We start from the raw sequence: 18,687 nt of genomic DNA, 5'->3' as shown, positions 1-18,687 counted from the left end.
GCTTTCACTCTTTGGCTTGGGGGCCGTCTAGACGTGGCGTCCCTGCCGACTTCGATTGCATTCTTCGATTTCAAGAGCGGGATTTCTATAGGAGCAGCGCAAAAGGCCCGAGCAGATTGTCCCATTCCTATTGCGGTTCACAATCGTGGCTTTCTCAGCTTTGCACCGCTGCACCAATTGCAAGAGTACTTTGGCCCCAACCTTCCCATCGAAATTATAGATACCTGTGACATAGACACGTTTCTCTCTAAAGGATGGCGCTCGCAGCATCTCGCGCCCAAAGATTGCCGTCCCAAATTTACCGACATTGTCCGCCGAGCGCTCGACGCTTACTTCGATTCTAAGGGACTAAGGTCATTTGAGTACGCTAGCGGTCGACTGGCATGGTGGGCAACCGCACGTCACGCGACACTAGATCAACACACCTTCGCGTGGACTTCGCTGAGGGGAAGGCGGCAGCTTGTTGGCCGCTCTGAGAAACGAGGCTTTTACTGGCATTATGCCGTCAATTGCCTAGTGCGATCCAACCCGTTGCGTCATGTTCGCGTTACCGGGCGAGTCGTATTCACCTCAAATGGCCATGATCTCATCGGCGATACCCGTCGCCTCCACCGGATGCGCCGCACATTCTGCAAGGGATGGCGAAACGACAAGTGGCGAGATCTGCTTCTCGCGTTCTGGCATTGGATCAGCGACGGAGCAGAATTCGTAGACATTGCACTCGGCGAAGGCAACGCCATGCGGCTAAACCTTCCCCTCCACGTCTTCACAGCGTCCTTCGGAATAAGCTCTCCGTCCGACGCTTCAAGACGATCAGGACGATGATGCACTCACTGACTACGAGGGCGATCAAGACGATGACGAGGAAGAGGAAGAGGTTGATTAATGGGAACCTTGAACCTTGGCAACTAGCCGGGGTTAGGGAGGGCGTATGCTACGTTGGTTTGGCTTACAAGAGGCGAGAAGCGACAACAGATGATGGCTTTGCTTGCTGTGCCGCGCAGATGTTTCTCTCAAGCGGCGAGGGAGTTGTCTTCAGAGGCGCGCTTGGCCCTTGGTACAATTCCGATACAAAGCAGTTCCATATTGACGCGCCTGCCGCAAAACGCTTGATCGAAATGGTTGTTCAAGAATATCGCGATCAGCACGACAACAACCCGCCAAAAGAATTATTCCTTCACGCCAAATCCAACTTCTCCGACGAGGAATGGTCCGGTTTCGCTAGTGGCGCCCCTCCCGAAACCAATATCGTTGGCGTGCAAATCTCTGATGCGCAAGACGCACTAAAACTATTTAGGCCTGGCAAGTATCCAGTTTTGCGTGGAACGGCGCTACTGCTTTCCGAAAGCGACGCTTATCTTTGGACGTCTGGATATGCCCCGCGGCTCGATACATATCTCGGGCCCGAAACACCTAATCCCTTGCTCGTGAGACGTCAGCGAGGGAATTGCGAGCTCAGGACAATTCTTGAAGACGTGATGAGCCTGACAAAGATCAATTTTAACTCGTGCCTTCACAACGACCGCCTGCCTGTGACAATAAGATTTGCAGATGCAGTAGGTGAAGTGATCCTAGCGGCGCCTCAGACGAGCGAGCCTAAGCTGGCCTTTAAGTACTATATTTGAGCGCGCACTCACCAAACATCATAGGAAACAGAATTCTACTGAGGGGCGCAAGCTATGTCCGAGCTTTGGCAACAAGTGAGCCCTTGGATCATTTCAGCCATCGGCGGGTTCATTGGGGCGGCTATGCTGCTTCCTACCAAGCTCGGCGAGATTATCTTTAAGTACAGATTTGATAAGTCGATTGAGGCCGCGAAGTCGGACTATGCTCGCGAGCTTGAAAATCTAAAGGCGGTGAGTGCCCAAGAACTTGCGAAGATCAACGAGAGATTGGCTCATATTGGAGACCGAGCTAAGCGCTCTAATGAACGAGAATATGATTCCATAACCAAAGTTTGGGAGAAGTTTGTCGATTGCTTCGATCGAGCCGAGGCCGCGATCGTACAATATACGGAGATACCTGACCTCGACAGCTTTAGCGACGACGAGTTGACCTCCTTTCTATCAACGCAGGCCTTCTCGAAGGAACAAATCGATCAAGTTAAAGGATCAGGCGATAAAGTTCGTACATTTGGACAGATTGTGAGATGGAAGTACATCGCTATCGCTCACAACACGATTGGTGAGACTAGAAACTTCCTGCGTAAGCAAATATTCGTACCACCCGCGATTGCAGAGGAAATTGAGAAGGCAATCGAACAGGCTGCTCGTGCCATTGCAGTCGAACTTACTCGGTTCAGGCACCCAAGTAGCGAGCTCGGGGCGGAGTCGGCAATCAAGTTTTTTGAGAATAGACACGCCATTCTAGCGCGGGTGAAAGAAGTGGTTCAGCAACGCCTCATGAGATCGGACAGTGAGCGCGGGTGATGCTGCGCCAATACTTTGGCTATTCATTCAATTCCGCTATACTCGCCCCGGTAGCATCCCCCCGAGGCGCATCCCATGGACTCCGCGCGCGACCCCGACCACAACCCCTCCGCCAAGAACCTCGTCATCTGCTGTGACGGCACCGGCAACGAGATCTCGGAGAACATCTCCAACGTCCTGAAGCTGTATCGCTGCTTGCGCAAGACCGACAGGACGCAGCCGCGGCAGATGGTGTTTTACGATCCGGGGGTCGGCACGGTGACGGAGCCGACGACGTGGCATCGGCTCAAGGCCAACGTGAATCTGGTGCTGGGGCTCGCCACCGGCTACGGGCTCGATGACAACGTGCTCTCGGCCTATTGCTTCCTGGTTCAGCATTACGCGCCGGGCGACCGCATCTATCTGTTCGGCTTTTCGCGCGGCGCCTACACGGTGCGCGTGCTGGCGGGGCTGATCCACAAGATCGGCCTGATCAGGCCGGAGCAGGCGAACCTCGCAGGCTCGGGCCTCGTCGCCTACAAGCAATATTCCGGCACCGGGCGCGGCAACGACATCGAGGACCTCGAGAATATCGCGACCGACGAGAGCGGACCGCTGCCGAAGGACGCGTTCGACCTCGCCGCGCAGTTCGCGCGCATCACCTCGACGCGCTGGCCGACCATCCACTTCATCGGCGTGTGGGACACCGTGGCGAGCGTGATCGTGCCGCGCGCCGACCGGCTGTTCTGGCCGAGCCTCGAGGAGCTCGCCTTCACGCTGCGCAACCCCAGCGTCAAGATCTTCCGGCAGGCGATCGCGATCGACGAGCGGCGCTGCATGTTCCGCCTCAAGAAGTACTGGGAGCCGCAGGATTTCTGGAGCAACCGCTACGTGCCCGACGAGAAGAAGGTGCCGCAGGACATTCTGCAGGTGTGGTTCGCCGGCGTGCACAGCGACGTCGGCGGCGGCTATCCGGAAGCCGAGAGCGGGGATTCCAAATATCCGCTGATCTGGATGATCGCGGAGGCCGAGAAGGCGGGGCTGAACTTCAACCCGGCCACCATCAAGCAGCTCGCCTGGGGCATCCAGCGCAAGAACTCGCCGTTTCAATATGTCGCGCCGGCCTACACCGGCAAGACCGGCGTGCTGCACGATTCCATGACGGCGGGCTGGCGGCTGCTGGAATACGTGCCCAAGAGCGCGAAGTACAAGGAGTGGCCGGAGCGCAAGGTGTTTCTCGGCTTCTACATCCCCGATTGCGAGCCGCGCCCGATCCCCGAAGGCGCGCATGTGCATGAGAGCGTGTTGAAGCGGATGGCGGTGGAGCCGGAGTACCGGCCGGTGAACATGCCGAAGGAGTATGTGACGGTGCCGATGCCGGTGCCGCCGGGGGTGGAGCTGGTGGCGGGGACGGAGGGTGCGACGGGATGATGCGGCGGCGGGCATGGCTCTCGCCGCTCGTCATGGCGAGCGCGGGCGTCTCGCAGCCGTCATTGCGAGCGCAGTGACTTGTCCGCCGAAGCCTTCGGCGAAGTCGGAAGCAATCCAGACTGTCTCCGCGAATGCATTTCTGGATTGCTTCGTCGCTGCGCTCCTCGCAATGACGGTGGTGGAGGTAGGCTCGCGCCACACCACCGCTGTCGTCCCTGCGAACGCAGGGACCCATAACCACAGGGAGTGGTTTGGCGAAGACACGTTGTTCGGTACTCCTGCCGCGGACAACCCGAGAGATTACGCGGTATGGGTCCCTGCGTTCGCAGGGACGACAGCGGAGTTTGGAGGACCCCACCCCACCCCGCTACCTTCGCTTTCTTCCGTCGCCGACACTTTTCATTAAAATTCTCCCGCACGCCTTAGCCGGATCGCATCATCTGCCGTTCCATCATGGCCTCGAACCCGCTGCGAAACCTTGCGGAGCTGGAGGAGACGTGCCGCAATTCCCTCGCAAATACGCCCGCGTGAAGCCCGCAGGGCTGGTGTCGCGCCAGGCCAAGATCATCACCGACGCGCGCGCGCCGGTCATCAACTGCACGCTGATCGACTATTCGCCCGGCGGCGCCTGCGTCGATCTCGGCGGCCAGGTGAACATCCCAGATCGCTTCGAGCTGTTGCACGTCAACACCAAGAAGCGCTGCCGCATCGCGTGGAAGCGCGGCACGCGCGTGGGCGTGGTGTTTTAGGGGGACGCTGGAGTCACAAGCGCCGCTGCGCTGGAGGTGCGCTCCCTCCCCCGCTTGCGGGGCGCGACGAGCTTCGCTCGCGCTGAGAGGGTTGGGGAGAGGGTGTCTCCGCAAGCGAGAGCCCCCGAGAGGAGAGAGCCCTCACCCGCGCCTTCGGCGCGACCTCTCCCGCAAGCGGGAGAGGTGACCGAGCCCGGAGCACGCTTGTTCTCCAACAAATGCCCCGCCTACTTCCGCATCCGCGCTTTCGCGCCGCCGACGATCTGCATGGCGACGCCGGCGATCCAGCCGAACAGAGCGAGCCAGGTCCAGGCCATGTGCGGATCGAGGCGGAGCACGATGACGGCGACGGAGGCGAGCGCGGTGAGCGTGGCGCAAAGCGTGCCGGCGGCGCTGAGGAATTCGGCGGCGTCGATCTCGCTATGCGCGTCGTCGAACGGCAATTGCGGCGTGTCGATGCCGAGATAGAAGCCGACGAAGCCGAGCAGCATCATCAGCAGCAGGAAACCCTGCGTGGTCAGCGCCGATATCGCCGAGCCCACGTAAGCGCCGACGAACAGCCCGCATGCCGCCCCCGCCATCGCAAGTCCGACGCGCTCGAAGATGTGAGCCGTTTTGCGAACACGAAACCGCATGGCGGGCCTCCGTTGCGGTGTTAAGGAGTCGGAGGTTAGGCCAGTTTTGCGGGGGGTGGAAGGTGAGGAGAGTTACGGAGGCGTGAGGGATGGTGAGGCGAAAGCGCTCACCTCACATCCCGCCGTCGTCCCTGCGAACGCTGGGACTCATAACCACAGGGAGTAGTTTGGCGACGGCTGTCAGTTAAGTTGTCAACGCAGACCGCGGATCATCGTGAGATCACGCGGTATGGGTCCGTGCGCAATTGCGCACTAGGCAGGGACGACAGCGGTGTTGTGGCGCCGCCGTCGCGCCTCACATGCACTCCCCTACCTCGCCCCGAAGGTGGTCTTGCCGAACAACGCCTTTTGCGTGGACGGCTGCGAGCGCCAGTATTGCGGCGGGGCTTCGACTTCGCCGCCGAGCTCGGCGGCGGCGTGCCAGGCCCAGCGCGGGTCGTAGAGCATGCCGCGGGCGAGCGCGACCATGTCGGCCTTGCCGGATGCGACGATCTCTTCCGCCTGCTTCGGCTCCGTGATCAGGCCGACGGCGATGGTGGGCAGGCCGGTCTCGCGCTTGATGCTATCCGCGAACTGCACCTGATAGCCGGGACCGAGCGGGATCTTCTGCAGCGGCGAGACGCCGCCGGAGGAGGCATCGATCCAGTCGACGCCGCGCACCTTCAACGCCCTGGCGAATTCAATCGTCTGCGCCAGATCCCAGCCGCCCTCGACCCAGTCGGTCGAGGACACGCGCATGCCCACGGGCTTGTCGTGCGGGAAGACGGCGCGCACGGCGTCGTAGATCTCGAGCGGGAAGCGCATGCGGTTTTCCAGGCTGCCGCCATATTCGTCCGTGCGCCGGTTGGAGATCGGCGACAGGAACTGATGCAGGAGATAGCCGTGCGCGCCGTGCAGCTCGATGGCATCGATGCCGAGCCGGTCGGCGCGCTTTGCGCTATCGACGAAGGCCTCGCGGATGCGCTTGAGGCCCGCGGCATCGAGCGCGAGCGGCGCGGCCTCGCCCTCCTTGTGCGGCACGGCCGACGGCGCCACCGTCTGCCAGCCGCCTTCGCTGACCGGAATCAACTGGCCGCCGTCCCAGGGCCGCGCGCTCGATGCTTTGCGGCCCGCATGGGCGAGCTGCATCGCGATCGCCGTGGAGGAATGCTTGCGCACCGAGCTGAGGATCTGATGCATCGCGGCTTCGCCGGCATCGCTGTAGAGCCCGAGACAGCCCGGCGTGATGCGGCCGATCGCCTCGACATGCGTCGCCTCGATGCAGAACATCGAAGCGCCCGACAGGCTGAGATTGTTGATGTGGGTGAAGTGCCAGTCGTTGGCGACGCCGTCGTCGGCCGAATATTGGCACATCGGCGACACCACGACGCGGTTCTTCAAGGTCAGGCCGCGCAGCTTGATCGGGGAAAACAGGACGGACATGCGGGGGAGTTCCGGGATGGGGGCGGGATTGTGGAGAGAGTTTAGTGGGCGGGCGGCGGATTGCCAGCGGCGCGAACGAATGGCGGGTGGTGGCGCCATGCATTGCGCCCGCGGCTTGACGCGAGACGGCGCCCCTACTCCGCCAGCGTGAATTGCAGCAACAGCGTCCGCTGCAGCATCGAGAAATTGTCGTCGGAGATCAGCGTCAGCACGGTCTCGCCCTCGGGCGTGACGTGGGCGTCGATGCCTTCCATGTTGTCGATCTCCTGGCCGAGATCGGCGACGAACAGCGCGGGGCCGTCGACCAGCGCACCCGGCATGAAGGACTTCAGCGGGATCGCGCGGATGCGGATGTTGACGCCGGTGAACCAGGAGAATTTGCGCTCGAGGATCAGGAGCTCGCCCGAAGGCAGCAGCACGGCATCGCTGATGTCGTATTTCTCGATGCGGCGCACGCTGAACTGGCCGGGCGTGGGGCCGCCGATCAGGAAGGCCGTGAGATTGCCGTCGGCGTCGAGCCCGCGCTCGGAGAAGGCGATCAGCGTGCCCGCGAGCGCTTGGCCTTTGGGCACGACGACCAGCGCCTCCAGCCCCTTGTTGGAGGGCAGCTTGCGCACGCCCGCCGGCACCGGCACCACCTCGCCGCGCGCGCGCGTGCCGCCCTTGGCAAAATCATAGCGCAGGATCTGGTTGACGCGCTCGAGCCCGACATAGACGAGATTGCCGTCGCGCGCGATCGATTCCGAATCCCACCACCCCCGCTTCTCCGTGATCGGCCGACCCTCGGCCCCTAACAGCGGCGCGGCCTCGACGTCGTCGAGACCGGCCATCTTGCCATTGGCGTAGCGGATGGCCCCGGTGAACCAGCCGCCCTGGTCGGAGACGGCGAGGAAGCGCTCGCCCTTGGCATCCAGCCGGATGCCGGACAATCCGCCGAAGCCGCGATAGGGCGAGGTCAGCACCAGGCCGCTGCGATAGTTCAGCGAGCCGAACCGGGTACGCGTGCGGTCACGCGGCTCGAAATTGGGAATGGCGCGTGCGTTGACCTCGACATTGACGGGGTCGGTGACGGCGCGCTCGTTCGCAAGCGCGTGCGGCGAAGGCTCGACCGTGGCTTGCGCCAGCGCGACTCGAGAGGCTGCGATGGTGGAAAATCCCGCCGCAGCGTATTTGAGAAAGCTGCGGCGGGATGAATGCGTGCTCACGAATGCAATTTGCGTCGCGGGCGACCGGCCGGCTGGGTTGGCGCGGTGTTGGTCTCGCTGAAGAGCTCGGCGAGCTTCTCGGTGATGGCGCCGCCGAGCTCTTCGGCGTCCACGATCGTCACTGCGCGGCGATAGTAACGCGTCACGTCGTGGCCGATGCCGATCGCGATCAGCTCGACCGGCGAGCGGGTCTCGATCTCCTCGATGATGTGGCGCAGATGCCGCTCGAGATAATTGCCGGGATTGACCGACAGCGTGGAATCGTCGACCGGCGCACCGTCCGAGATCATCATCAGGATCTTGCGCTGCTCGGGCCGGCCGAGCAGGCGCTTGTGCGCCCAGTCCAGCGCCTCGCCGTCGATGTTCTCCTTCAGCAGCCCCTCGCGCATCATCAGCCCGAGATTCTTTCGCGCACGGCGCCAGGGGGCATCCGCGGATTTGTAGATGATGTGGCGGAGATCGTTGAGGCGGCCGGGATTGGCCGGCTTGCCGGCGGCCAGCCACGCCTCACGCGATTGCCCGCCCTTCCAGGCGCGCGTGGTGAAGCCCAAAATCTCGACCTTGACGCCGCAACGCTCCAGCGTGCGCGCGAGGATGTCGGCGCAGGTCGCGGCGACCGTGATGGGCCGTCCGCGCATCGAGCCGGAATTGTCGAGCAGCAGCGTCACCACGGTGTCGCGGAACGTCGCCTCCTTCTCGTGCATGAAGGACAGCGGATGATAGGGATCGGTGACGACGCGCGACAGCCGCGCGGGGTCGAGAATGCCCTCTTCGAGATCGAACTCCCAGGCGCGGTTCTGCTGCGCCATCAGCTTGCGCTGCAGGCGGTTGGCAAGGCGGGCGACGATGCCCTGCAGATGCGCGAGCTGCTTGTCGAGATAGGCGCGCAGGCGCTCCAGCTCGTCATGGTCGCAGAGGTCTTCGGCGGCGATGACCTCGTCGAACTTGGGCGCGAAGGCGTGGTATTCCGGCCCGCGCGGCTCGTTCTTGCCGTGCGAATTCGGACGCGTCGCCTCGCCCGGCGTCTCGTCGTCGCCGAGCTCGCCGTCGTCGAAAGTGTCGGAGGTCGAGGCCTGCGCGCTTTCCATCGCGCTCTCGCTCATCTCTTCCGATGAGGCCTGCGCCTGGTCGGCGCTCATCTCCTGCGCGGCGTCGGAATCGGGCGAGCCCTCGGCGCCGGACTGGTCGTTGTCGCCGTCCTGGTTCTCGTCGTCGTTGTCGTCGTCCTCGCTGTCGGCGTTGCGCTCGTCGCCGAGCTCGAGCGCGGTCAGCAGGTCGTGCACGGCATCGCCGAACCGGGTCTGGTCCTCGACCAGGGTGTCGAGCCGGTCGAGCCGCTTGCCGATCTTGTCTTCGAGAATCGGACGCCAGAGATCGACCATCTTCTTCGCGGCGGTCGGCGGCGCCATGCCGGTGAGACGCTCGCGCACCAGCATCGCCAGCGCGTCGGCCAGCGGCGCGTCGGCGCGGTCGGTGATCTCGTCGAACTTGCCGCGATGGAAATGGTCGTCGAGCATCGCGGTGAGGTTTTTCGCAACGCCCGCCATGCGGCGCGCGCCGATCGCCTCGACCCGCGCCTGCTCCACCGCCTCGAACACGCCGCGCGCCTGCGGGTTGCCCGGCATCAGCTTGCGATGCAGCTTGGCGTCGTGACAGGCGATCTTGAGCGCGATGGAATCGGCGTGGCCGCGCACGATCGCGGCATCGCGCTTGGTCATCTTTCGCGCGGGCTCGGGCAGCCGCGCCTTGCCGGGCGCGAGGCCCGGACGCTCGGCGGCGAAGGAGACGTCGAGCTCGGGCGTCTTGGCGATCGCCTTCAGGCAGGAGGCGACCGAGCGCTTGAACGGCTCGGTCGGCGCTTCCTTGGTGCTGCGGAATTTGGAGTTGGAGGTGGTCATGTCACCTTGATCCGTCGTCCCGGTGAGAGCCGGGACGACACCCCGGGAGAAATCAGCTCAGCGCCACGTTGACTGCCGATTCCGGCAGCTCGGCGTTGAAGCAGCGCTGGTAGAACTCGGCGACCAGGGGACGCTCGAGCTCGTCGCACTTGTTGAGGAAGGTGACGCGGAAGGCAAAGCCGATATCGCCGAAGATGTCGGCGTTCTCAGCCCAAGTGATCACCGTGCGCGGGCTCATCACCGTCGACAGATCGCCGTTGGCGAAGGCGTTGCGGGTGAGATCGGCGAGGCGCACCATCTTGTTGACGATGTCGCGGCCTTCGCTGGTGCGATAGTGCTTGGCCTTGGCCAGCACGATCTCCACTTCCTCGTCATGGCTGAGATAGTTCAGCGTGGTGACGATCGACCAGCGGTCCATCTGGCCCTGGTTGATCTGCTGGGTGCCGTGATAGAGGCCCGAGGTGTCGCCGAGGCCGACGGTGTTGGCGGTCGCAAACAGCCGGAACGCCGGATGCGGCTTGATCACCTTGTTCTGGTCGAGCAGCGTCAGCCGGCCCGAGACTTCGAGCACGCGCTGGATCACGAACATCACGTCCGGGCGACCGGCGTCGTATTCGTCGAACACCAGCGCGACGTTGTGCTGCAGCGCCCAGGGCAAAATGCCGTCGCGGAATTCGGTGACCTGCTTGCCGTCGCGGACCACGATGGAGTCCTTGCCGACGAGATCGATACGGCTGATGTGGCTGTCGAGGTTGACGCGCACGCAGGGCCAGTTCAGGCGTGCCGCGACCTGCTCGATATGGGTGGATTTGCCGGTGCCGTGATAGCCGGTCACCATCACGCGGCGGTTACGGGCAAAGCCCGCGAGAATGGCGAGCGTGGTGGCGCGGTCGAAGCGGTAGTCGGAATCGACTTCGGGCACATGAGGATCGACTTCGGAATAGGCGGGGACTTCGAGATCGCTGTCGATCCCGAACACCTGGCGCACCGACACCTTCATGTCGGGCAGACCGGAAACTTCCTCAACTTTGGACATGGCGGCGGTCGTCATCAATCCTCCGAGGTCCCGGGCGGTCCCGAAACCGGTTATTCGCACGTTGGCTGCGGCTGGGTGCTGAAACTCAACCTATCAGAGACAACGTGCCGGCAGAAGCCCGCCCCTCAATCAAAGTTCCGTTGTCTTTTCATTTAGATAGGCAAGGAACGCAGTTTTTGGAGGGCTGCCTTGCGAATCACGCCCAAATTCGGGCGGGGCCGCGCCGTTTCCTGCGAATGGCACTTTGGCCGTATGCGGTTACTTATGTAGGGTCCGAAGCCCCCATGCTCCAGCCCCGCAAGAGACGACGTGACGTCCTTTCTCGATCCCCTGATATCCTTCGTTTCGGCCCATCCGTGGCTGGCCTATCTGACCCTGTTCCTGGCGGCGCTGCTTGAAGCCGTGCCGGTGGTGGGATCGGTGATCCCCGGCTCGACCATCATCCTGGCGCTCAGCGCCCTGGTGCCGGGCGGCGAGCTGGCGCTGCCTTGGGTGCTGCTCGCCGCGGCCGCGGGCGCCGTGCTGGGCGACGGCTCGGCCTACTTCATCGGGTACCGGCAGCAGCGCAAAATCCTCACCACCTGGCCGCTGACCAACTATCCGCGCGTGGTCGAGCAGAGCGAAAGCTTCTTCAACCGCTTCGGCACCTGGGCCGTGTTCTTCGCCCGTTTCGTGCCGCCGATCCGCGCCTTCGTCCCGGTGACGGCGGGCGCGCTGGGCATGGCGCCGGCAAAATTCTACGCGGTCAACATCCCTGCGATCCTGGTCTGGGCCCCCGCCCATGTGCTGCCGGGCGTGCTCGCGGTGTCGGCCTTGCATGAATATGCCGGGCTGCATCATCACGGCCATGTCGGCAAGCACATCTGGATGCTGACCGTGGTGGGCGTTGCGATCGTGGGGAGCGTGGCGGTGTGGATCTATCGGCGGCGGAATGGCGGCGGTGTCGTGGCGGCAAAGCCGCGGGCCTGACCAGCTCCGTTGCCTGAAGAGGTCAAGAACCAGCCCCCACCCTCCGCCCCGGCGCCGGCCCCACATACCTTGCCCTTGGCCTGATCAACTTCCCGAACTGCAATTGCTCGCTCGCATGCGCAATCCAGCCGACGCTGCGGGCCATCGCGAACAGAGCGAGCTCGCTGCCGGCGGGCAGGCGCAGCGCGTGCACGAGCACGGCGAGCGCATAATCGATGTTGACGAATTCGCCGGTGGCTTCCGCGATCCGCTCCGGCACCTCGCGGGTGAACTTTCGCGGCGCGCCGGCGCGGGACAGCGCGTTGAGCAGCGACTGCGCGCGGGGATCGCCGCGCTTGTAGACGCCGTGGCCGAAACCGGCAAAACGCTCGCCGAGCGCGACGCGCTCGCGCACAACAGGGGCGACGTCGCGGTCGATCAGCGTCTTGACGAGTTGCGAAGCCAGCACGCCGGCGCCGCCATGCTTCGGGCCCTTCAGCGCGGCGAGGCCGGCGATGACGGCATCGTACAGGTTGAGGCCGGTCGAGGCCGCGCAGCGCGCGGTGAAGGTCGAGGCGTTCAGCTCGTGATCGGCGAGCAGCACCAGCGCGCGGCGGATCAAATCGGGCGCGTGCTTGTTGTCCGCCGCCCAGGCTGTTGCGATCTGCTGGTGCAACGGCTCGGCCGAGGCTTCGGCATTGAGCATGGTCGCGACCAGCAGCCGGACGATGCGCCCGCCGACCATCGCGCGGCCGTCGGGCGCCCGGGTAAAGGCGCGGGGATCGACGCTCGCGGCCAGCGCGAGCACGGCGATGGCGCGATCGATCGGCGCCGCCCGGCGCGCGGCCTGCGCGATGGTTCGCATCTCCTCGGAAAGCGCAGGCTGATTGTCGGGCGCGAACGGATCGACGTCGGAGACATCCCAAAGCAGCGTCGCGGTGTGCTCCAGCGTGTCGTTCTCGGAAAGATCGACGCAATTGACGCCGCGATAGATCGCGCCCTCCTCGGTGATGGTCGAGATCTCCGTGTCCATCACCGGCAGGTCGGCATCGAAGCTGCGCAGACCCCGCGGCTCAGGCGACGGCACCCGGCGCTCCTTCAGGGCCCGGACGTCCTCGGCGCGGTAGCGGTTCTTCCGCGAGTCCGGCGTCGGCTCGGAGCGGATCAGGCCGCGGCTGACATAGGCGTAGAGCGTGGCCGGCGAGATCGCGAGTTCGGCCGCGGCTTCCCGGGCGGAGAGATAGAGGCCGTCGGAATTATTCATATTGATTTATGTAATCAAGATTGATCAATCTGTCGAGAGGCCCGACCTTTCCGCCCGTGCAGTGCAAAAGGGAGATTGGGCCATGAATATCCACCTCACCAAAAGTCAGATCGGGCTGGACGGCGTTCCCGCGGCCGAGACCGTGCTAAGCCATGTCGATGGCGAGCGCGGCGAGCTGATCATTGCCGGGGAGCAGGTCGGCCGGCTGGCGAGCCAGTCGAGCTTCGAGGGCGTCACCGCCCGGCTCTGGAACGGCGCCAGCAAGACGACCTTGAGCGAAGCCAATGTGCGGGCAAGCCTGGGCGCGGGGCGCGAGCGCGCCTTTGCGCGCCTGCCGGACCTGTTGCCGGCAACGCGCGGCATGGGGGTCATCGACGGATTTCGTGCGGCTGTCGCCGGCCTTCGCGCCGAGCCGGGACTGGAGCACGAGGCGACGATCGTCGGCGCGTTTCCGGTGATCGCAGGCGCGTTGGTCCGGCGCGCCAAAGGGCTCGAGCCGGTCGCCCCCGATCCAACGCTGAGTCATGCCGCAGACACGCTGCGCATGCTGCACGGACGCGCGCCCGCCGCACGCGAAGTCACCGCGCTCGACGCCTATCTCGTCACCGCCAGCGATCACGGCATGAATGCCTCGACCTTCACCGCGCGGGTGGTGGCCTCGACACAGGCCGATCTGTTCGCCGCGGTGACCGCAGGCTATTGCGCGCTGACCGGTCCGCTGCATGGCGGCGCGCCGGAGCCGGTGCTGGAAATGCTGGACGCAATCGGCTCGCGCGAGCGCATCCAGCCCTGGGTCGACGCTGCGCTGGCGCGCGGCGAGCGCATGATGGGTTTCGGCCACCGCGTCTATCGCGTGCGCGATCCGCGCGCCGACGTGCTCAAGACCGCGGTCGAGGCGCTGGCGTCGAACGGAACCGATCTGCCGTTCGCCGGCGAGGTCGAAGCTTATATCCGCGGCGCGCTGCGCAAGAAGAATCCGGAGCGGCCGCTGGAGACGAATGTGGAGTTCTTCACCGCGATCCTACTCGATGCGCTGGCGATTCCACGCCAGGCGTTCACGCCGATCTTCGCGGTGGCGCGCGCCGCAGGCTGGACCGCGCATGCGCGCGAGCAGCAGCGCACGGGGCGGTTGATCAGGCCGAGCTCGTCCTATGTCGGGGCGATGCCGGAGTGAGGTCGTCCGACGTGCTTTCCCTCTCCCCATTGCGGGAGAGGGTGGATCGCCGCGCGGCGGCGAGATGGGTGAGGGTTGTCTCCGTGCGCGAATCTCTTGCGGTGAAACCGCGGAGAGATACGCCTCATCCGGCGCTTCGCGCCACCTTCTGCCGCAAGCGGAGAAGGAAGAAAGGAGCGTAGCCTTAGGCCTCGCGCACCACCGTCTTCAGATAATTATACGCCTTGATGATCTCGATCAGGCGGTCTTCGGTGGAGCGGTCGCCGCCATTGGCGTCGGGATGGTGCTGCTTCACCAGCGCCTTGTACTTGGTCTTGACGTCGGCGAGCGTGGAATTGGGGCCGAGGCCCATCACCTGGAGCGCCTTGCGCTCGGCATTCATCACCTTGCGCGTCTCGGCCTGGGGCGCGGCCTCGGGGCCCTTGCGCCAGCTCGCGCGGCCGTTGATCTCCGAGAACATGCTGAACGGATCGGACGCCATATCGATCTCGGCTTCCGCACCCTTCTTGCCGCCATTGGCGCCCATCTTCCAGGTCGGGCGGTGGCCGGTCAGCGCGTCCTTCTGGTAGCGCGCAACGGCATCGGCGTTCATGCCCGAGAAGAAATTGTAGTTCTGGTTGTACTCGCGCACATGGTTCAGGCAGAAGTGCCAGTACTCGCGCTGGTTCTCGCGGCCCTTCGGGGCACGGTGTGCGCCCTTGTTCTGGCATCCGGCCCACTCGCAGCCGACCGCGGTGTCGCGCGGCTTCACTTCCGGCTGCTTGCCCCGCGGCTTGACGCGGATGGAGTCGAAGAATTTTGATGAATCGATCGGCATGGCTGACTTTGACTACGCAATGCAAAAACCTTCAAGTCTTGACATTGCAATTCGCCGCAAACCCGGCAATTAACGGGGCGTGATCTCTGCACCCGAATGGCACAACATGGCTATGGTCGACACTATCAGCAACAAGTTGCAGGAAGCTTTCACGCCGGAAAGCCTGCAAGTCGTCGATGAGTCACATTTGCATGAGGGCCACGCCGGGCATCGGCCGGGCGGTGAGACGCACTTTCGGGTCTATATTGTATCTGATGCCTTCAAAGGGAAGAGCCGGGTCGATCGCCATCGCATGATAAATTCGGCGCTGGCCGCGGAACTCGCTGCCAGCGTGCACGCATTGGCGATCCAGGCCAAGGCACCCGGGGAAGCTTGATTGCTTACCCTCTCTGGAGGGTAGGAGAATCAAAACGACGTCCCGGCGCGTCTCGGCTTGGCCTCTTCCAGCTCCGCCTCGCGCGGCACCGGTGAAATACGGAGCGCGGTGATGCGGTTGCGCTCGCGGCGGAGAACGCGGAAGCGGAAGCCGTGGAAGGTGAAACTCTGGCCGCGGTCGGGGATCGAGCGCGCCTCGTGAATGACGAGGCCGGCGACCGTCGTTGCCTCTTCATCGGGCAGATGCCAGTCCATGGCGCGGTTGAGGTCGCGGATCGGCACCGAGCCGTCGACCACGACCGAGCCGTCCGGCTGGGCGCGCACGCCGGCGACCACGACGTCGTGCTCGTCGGAGATGTCACCGACGATCTCCTCCAGAATGTCTTCCAGCGTCACGAGACCTTCGACTTCGCCATACTCGTCGACGACGAGCGCGAAATGGGTCTTGCGCCGGCGGAAGGCCTTGAGCTGCTCGGACACGGGCCGCATCTCCGGCACGAACCAGGGCGGCAGCGCGATGGTTGAGACGTCGATGCGCGAGGTGTCGCCATCTGCGGCGCGGATCGCGCGCAGGAGATCCTTGGCGTGGAGCACGCCGATGATGTTCTCCGGCTTCTCGCGCCACAGCGGAATGCGGGTGTACTCGGTCGCCAGCACCTCGCGCACCAGCTCCTCCGGCGGCAAATCGGCGTTGATCATCATCATCTCGGTGCGATGGATCATGACGTCGGAGACCTGGAGCTCGCGCAGGTCGAGCAGGCCGCCGAGCATGTCGCGGTCCTGCTTCTCGAACTTGCCCTCGTGATGCAGGAGGTCGACCGCACCGCGCAGGCGCTCGGTCGGTGACAGGATCGCCTGGTGCTCGCCGGCGAGGCCGAACAGGCGCAGCAACAGGCGCACGATGACCTCGACGATGCGCAGCAGCGGCCCCAGCACGTACATGGTGAGCCGCATCGGGCGCGCGACCGCGAGTGCGACCCGATCGGGCGCGTTGATCGCGATGGTCTTGGGCAGCACCTCGGCGAAGATCACGACCAGCGCCGTCATCACGCCGGTCGCATAGAGCACGCCGACATCGCCGAACCAGGCCGTGAAGATGGCGGTGGCGATCGCCGAGGAGCCGATATTGGCGATGTTGTTGCCGAGCAGCAGCGCCCCGATCAGGCGCTCGCGCATGTCGAGCAGATCGGAGACGACATCGGCGTCGCGATTACCCTGCTTGGAGAGGCGAAGCATGCTGGCGCGCGAGGCGCCGGTCAGCGCGGTCTCGCTGGCCGCGAAGAACGCGGAGACCAGGAGGCAGAGGACGACGATGGTGAATCCGAGCCAATCCATGCACCACTCTAGTTTCTCTTGACGCGTTTACTCAACGCGAACCGGTATCCAATTCGCGCGAAGACGCTTGGCGATAATCAGCCGCGCATCAGACCTTCTGCGCGAGCTTCTCCTTGAGGAAGTCGCGCACCGGGGCCGGGTCGACATCCCTGGCGATCACCGCGCGCCCGACGGCTTCGAGCAGGATGAAGGTGAGCTTGCCGCGCGTGACCTTCTTGTCCTGCGCCATCAGCGCCATCAGCGCGTCGGCGTCGGCAAGCCCTTCCTGCGCGAAGCCGGCGATATCCTGCAAGCGGGTCGGCAGGCCGACCTCGATGAGGTGCCGTTCGACGCGCGCCGCGTCCTGCTCGCCGATCATGCCGAGCTTCGCCGAAAACTGCGCCGCCAGCGTCATGCCGATCGCGACGCCCTCGCCGTGGAACAGGCGGTCGGAGAAGCCGGTCGCCGCCTCCAGCGCGTGACCAAAAGTGTGGCCGAGATTGAGCAGCGCGCGCTCGCCGGTCTCGCGCTCGTCGCGGGAGACGACGCCGGCCTTGGCCCGGCAGGAGGTCGCGATCGCGTGCTCGCGCGCCGAGCCGCCCTTGACGATGTCGGAATGGTTCTTTTCCAGCCAGGAGAAGAAGGCCTCATCTCCGAGCACGCCATATTTGGCGACCTCCGCATAGCCGGCGCGGAACTGGCGCGGCGACAGCGTGTCGAGCACGGCGGTGTCGGCGATCACAAGCACCGGCTGGTGGAAGGCCCCGAGCAAATTCTTGCCCTGCGGCGAGTTGATGCCGGTCTTGCCGCCGACGGAGGAATCGACCTGCGCCAGCAGCGAGGTCGGCACCTGCACGAAATCGACGCCGCGGCGCAGGATCGCTGCGGCAAAGCCGGCGAGATCGCCGACCACGCCGCCGCCGAGCGCGATGACGAGATCGTTGCGTTCGATCTTCGCGGCGATCAAGGCCTCGCTGACCTTCTCCAGGCCGGCATAGGTCTTGGAGATCTCGCCTTCCTCGACGACGATGCGCGAGGTCGGAATGCCGGCGGCCGCGAGCGAAGCCTCGGCGGGCTCGAGCCAGTGCTTTGCCACGGTGCGATCGGTCACGATGGCGGTGCGCACGCCCGGCCGCAGACGCGCCACGCGCTCGCCGAGCGAGGCCAGCACGCCGCGGCCGATGACGATGTCATAGGCGCGATCCGCCAGCGCGACCTCGACTTTGACGGGATCGGAATGTTTCAAGGGGGCGGTCATCGTGCGGCACTCGCGACGTCGGCAGGTGGTGGGGCGGCCTGTTCGCCGCAAAGATGCGCATGCAGCGCCGCGATGCATTCCTCGACGATCCTGTCGTGCGGCACGTCGCGCGAGGCGATGGTGAGGTCGGCATGGCCATAGACCGGCTCACGCTCGGTGAGGAGACGCAAGACGGTGCCTTCCGGATCGGTGGTCTGCAGAAGCGGACGGTCGGCGCGGCGGCGCACGCGGCGCATGATGACGTCATGGTCCGCCCTGAGCCAGATCGACACCGCTTTTGCCGCGATGCGCGCGCGCGTCTCCTCGCGCATGAAGGCACCGCCGCCGGTCGCCAGCACCACCGGCCCGCTGTCGAGCAGCCGCGCAATCACCCGCGCCTCGCCGTCACGGAAATACGGCTCGCCGTGGCGCTCGAAGATCTCCGGGATGGTCATCTGGGCCGACGTCTCGATCTCGGTATCGGCATCGACGAAGGGCAGCTTGAGCCTGAGCGCCATGCGACGGCCGATGGTGGATTTGCCCACCCCCATCATGCCGACGAGCACGATCGAGCGCGCGCCCAGCGCCGACAGGATGTCGGCCTCGGGCGAAGCTGGTATCGGCAACGCGGCGTCGGACATTGTCTCGCTCGGTGGATCTCGCTCGATCTGCCGCCAAAGGCGGCACGCTTTGGCCACCTATACGACCCCGGAGGGGGCCTCGCCAGAGGACTCTTGCACCGAAACGGCGAACATGTTGGATGATTTCATTGGT

At 64.5% G+C, this 18,687-nt stretch carries 17 protein-coding genes; 7 read left to right on the top strand and 10 right to left on the bottom strand.

Annotation, left to right across the window (positions count from 1 at the left end; all coding sequences use genetic code 11):
* Positions 1 to 821: 821 nt before the first annotated feature.
* From ML401_RS03215 to ML401_RS03200, 4 genes are all read left to right on the top strand, one after another.
* Positions 822 to 1,625 (top strand): hypothetical protein, encoded by an 804-nt coding sequence (locus tag ML401_RS03215; protein ID WP_285809750.1) that lies wholly within the window; start codon positions 822 to 824, stop codon positions 1,623 to 1,625.
* A gap of 54 nt (positions 1,626 to 1,679) precedes the next feature.
* Complete coding sequence (locus tag ML401_RS03210) at positions 1,680 to 2,429, top strand: hypothetical protein (protein WP_285809748.1); 750 nt, start codon at positions 1,680 to 1,682, stop codon at positions 2,427 to 2,429.
* A gap of 75 nt (positions 2,430 to 2,504) precedes the next feature.
* Positions 2,505 to 3,839 (top strand): DUF2235 domain-containing protein, encoded by a 1,335-nt coding sequence (locus ML401_RS03205; RefSeq protein WP_285809745.1) that lies wholly within the window; start codon positions 2,505 to 2,507, stop codon positions 3,837 to 3,839.
* Positions 3,840 to 4,336: 497 nt separating this feature from the next.
* Positions 4,337 to 4,588, top strand: a complete 252-nt coding sequence (locus ML401_RS03200) for a PilZ domain-containing protein (RefSeq protein WP_259215273.1) — start codon at positions 4,337 to 4,339, stop codon at positions 4,586 to 4,588.
* Between the two features lie 227 nt (positions 4,589 to 4,815).
* Here the strand turns inward: ML401_RS03200 and ML401_RS03195 are convergent, their stop codons facing one another.
* From ML401_RS03195 to cobS, 5 genes are all read right to left on the bottom strand, one after another.
* Complete coding sequence (locus ML401_RS03195; protein ID WP_212065771.1) at positions 4,816 to 5,223, bottom strand: hypothetical protein; 408 nt, start codon at positions 5,221 to 5,223, stop codon at positions 4,816 to 4,818.
* A gap of 309 nt (positions 5,224 to 5,532) precedes the next feature.
* A complete protein-coding gene (locus ML401_RS03190; protein ID WP_285809742.1) occupies positions 5,533 to 6,645 on the bottom strand; it encodes an NADH:flavin oxidoreductase/NADH oxidase in 1,113 nt (370 codons plus the stop codon).
* 134 nt (positions 6,646 to 6,779) lie between these two features.
* Positions 6,780 to 7,850, bottom strand: a complete 1,071-nt coding sequence (locus ML401_RS03185) for an esterase-like activity of phytase family protein (protein WP_285809740.1) — start codon at positions 7,848 to 7,850, stop codon at positions 6,780 to 6,782.
* Complete coding sequence (gene cobT / locus ML401_RS03180; RefSeq protein ID WP_194405630.1) at positions 7,847 to 9,748, bottom strand: cobaltochelatase subunit CobT; 1,902 nt, start codon at positions 9,746 to 9,748, stop codon at positions 7,847 to 7,849. Before cobT ends, ML401_RS03185 begins: the two co-directional genes overlap by 4 nt.
* Before the next feature lie 52 nt (positions 9,749 to 9,800).
* Positions 9,801 to 10,799, bottom strand: a complete 999-nt coding sequence (cobS, locus tag ML401_RS03175) for a cobaltochelatase subunit CobS (protein WP_028139017.1) — start codon at positions 10,797 to 10,799, stop codon at positions 9,801 to 9,803.
* A gap of 294 nt (positions 10,800 to 11,093) precedes the next feature.
* Between cobS and ML401_RS03170 the strand changes: the two genes are divergently transcribed.
* On the top strand, positions 11,094 to 11,753 hold the full coding sequence (locus tag ML401_RS03170) for a DedA family protein (protein WP_285809734.1): 660 nt from the start codon (positions 11,094 to 11,096) through the stop codon (positions 11,751 to 11,753).
* 22 nt (positions 11,754 to 11,775) lie between these two features.
* Here ML401_RS03170 and ML401_RS03165 read toward each other — a convergent pair whose 3' ends face one another.
* The gene (locus ML401_RS03165) at positions 11,776 to 12,996 is read right to left on the bottom strand and encodes a citrate synthase family protein (RefSeq protein WP_285809733.1); all 1,221 of its coding nucleotides are present in this window, start codon (positions 12,994 to 12,996) and stop codon (positions 11,776 to 11,778) included.
* Positions 12,997 to 13,078: 82 nt separating this feature from the next.
* On the opposite strand from ML401_RS03165, the gene ML401_RS03160 reads away from it, so the two are divergent.
* Positions 13,079 to 14,170, top strand: coding sequence for a citrate synthase/methylcitrate synthase (locus tag ML401_RS03160; protein ID WP_285809731.1), 1,092 nt, complete (start codon positions 13,079 to 13,081; stop codon positions 14,168 to 14,170).
* A 184-nt stretch (positions 14,171 to 14,354) separates the two neighbouring features.
* On the opposite strand, the gene ML401_RS03155 is transcribed toward ML401_RS03160, so the two are convergent.
* Positions 14,355 to 14,987, bottom strand: a complete 633-nt coding sequence (locus ML401_RS03155; RefSeq protein ID WP_194405625.1) for a J domain-containing protein — start codon at positions 14,985 to 14,987, stop codon at positions 14,355 to 14,357.
* Between the two features lie 106 nt (positions 14,988 to 15,093).
* Here ML401_RS03155 and ML401_RS03150 point away from each other — a divergent pair, with 106 nt between their 5' ends.
* Positions 15,094 to 15,363 carry a BolA family transcriptional regulator gene (locus ML401_RS03150; RefSeq protein ID WP_194405624.1) on the top strand — a complete coding sequence of 90 codons (270 nt, stop codon included), beginning with the start codon at positions 15,094 to 15,096 and terminating at the stop codon, positions 15,361 to 15,363.
* Between the two features lie 29 nt (positions 15,364 to 15,392).
* On the opposite strand, the gene ML401_RS03145 is transcribed toward ML401_RS03150, so the two are convergent.
* The 3 genes from ML401_RS03145 to ML401_RS03135 all read right to left on the bottom strand — a co-directional run bounded on the left by ML401_RS03145 (position 15,393) and on the right by ML401_RS03135 (position 18,554).
* Entirely contained in the window at positions 15,393 to 16,697 is a 1,305-nt protein-coding gene (locus tag ML401_RS03145) for an HlyC/CorC family transporter (protein WP_194405623.1), read from the bottom strand.
* 88 nt (positions 16,698 to 16,785) lie between these two features.
* On the bottom strand, positions 16,786 to 17,934 hold the full coding sequence (aroB, locus tag ML401_RS03140; RefSeq protein ID WP_212065763.1) for a 3-dehydroquinate synthase: 1,149 nt from the start codon (positions 17,932 to 17,934) through the stop codon (positions 16,786 to 16,788).
* On the bottom strand, positions 17,931 to 18,554 hold the full coding sequence (locus tag ML401_RS03135; RefSeq protein WP_194405621.1) for a shikimate kinase: 624 nt from the start codon (positions 18,552 to 18,554) through the stop codon (positions 17,931 to 17,933). The genes aroB and ML401_RS03135 overlap by 4 nt, the downstream gene beginning before the upstream one ends.
* Between the last annotated feature and the right edge of the window lie 133 nt (positions 18,555 to 18,687).

The sequence above is a fragment of the Bradyrhizobium sp. 62B genome, assembly GCF_030272265.2.
Taxonomy (GTDB): domain Bacteria; phylum Pseudomonadota; class Alphaproteobacteria; order Rhizobiales; family Xanthobacteraceae; genus Bradyrhizobium.
This window is presented reverse-complemented; position numbering and strand designations above follow the sequence as displayed.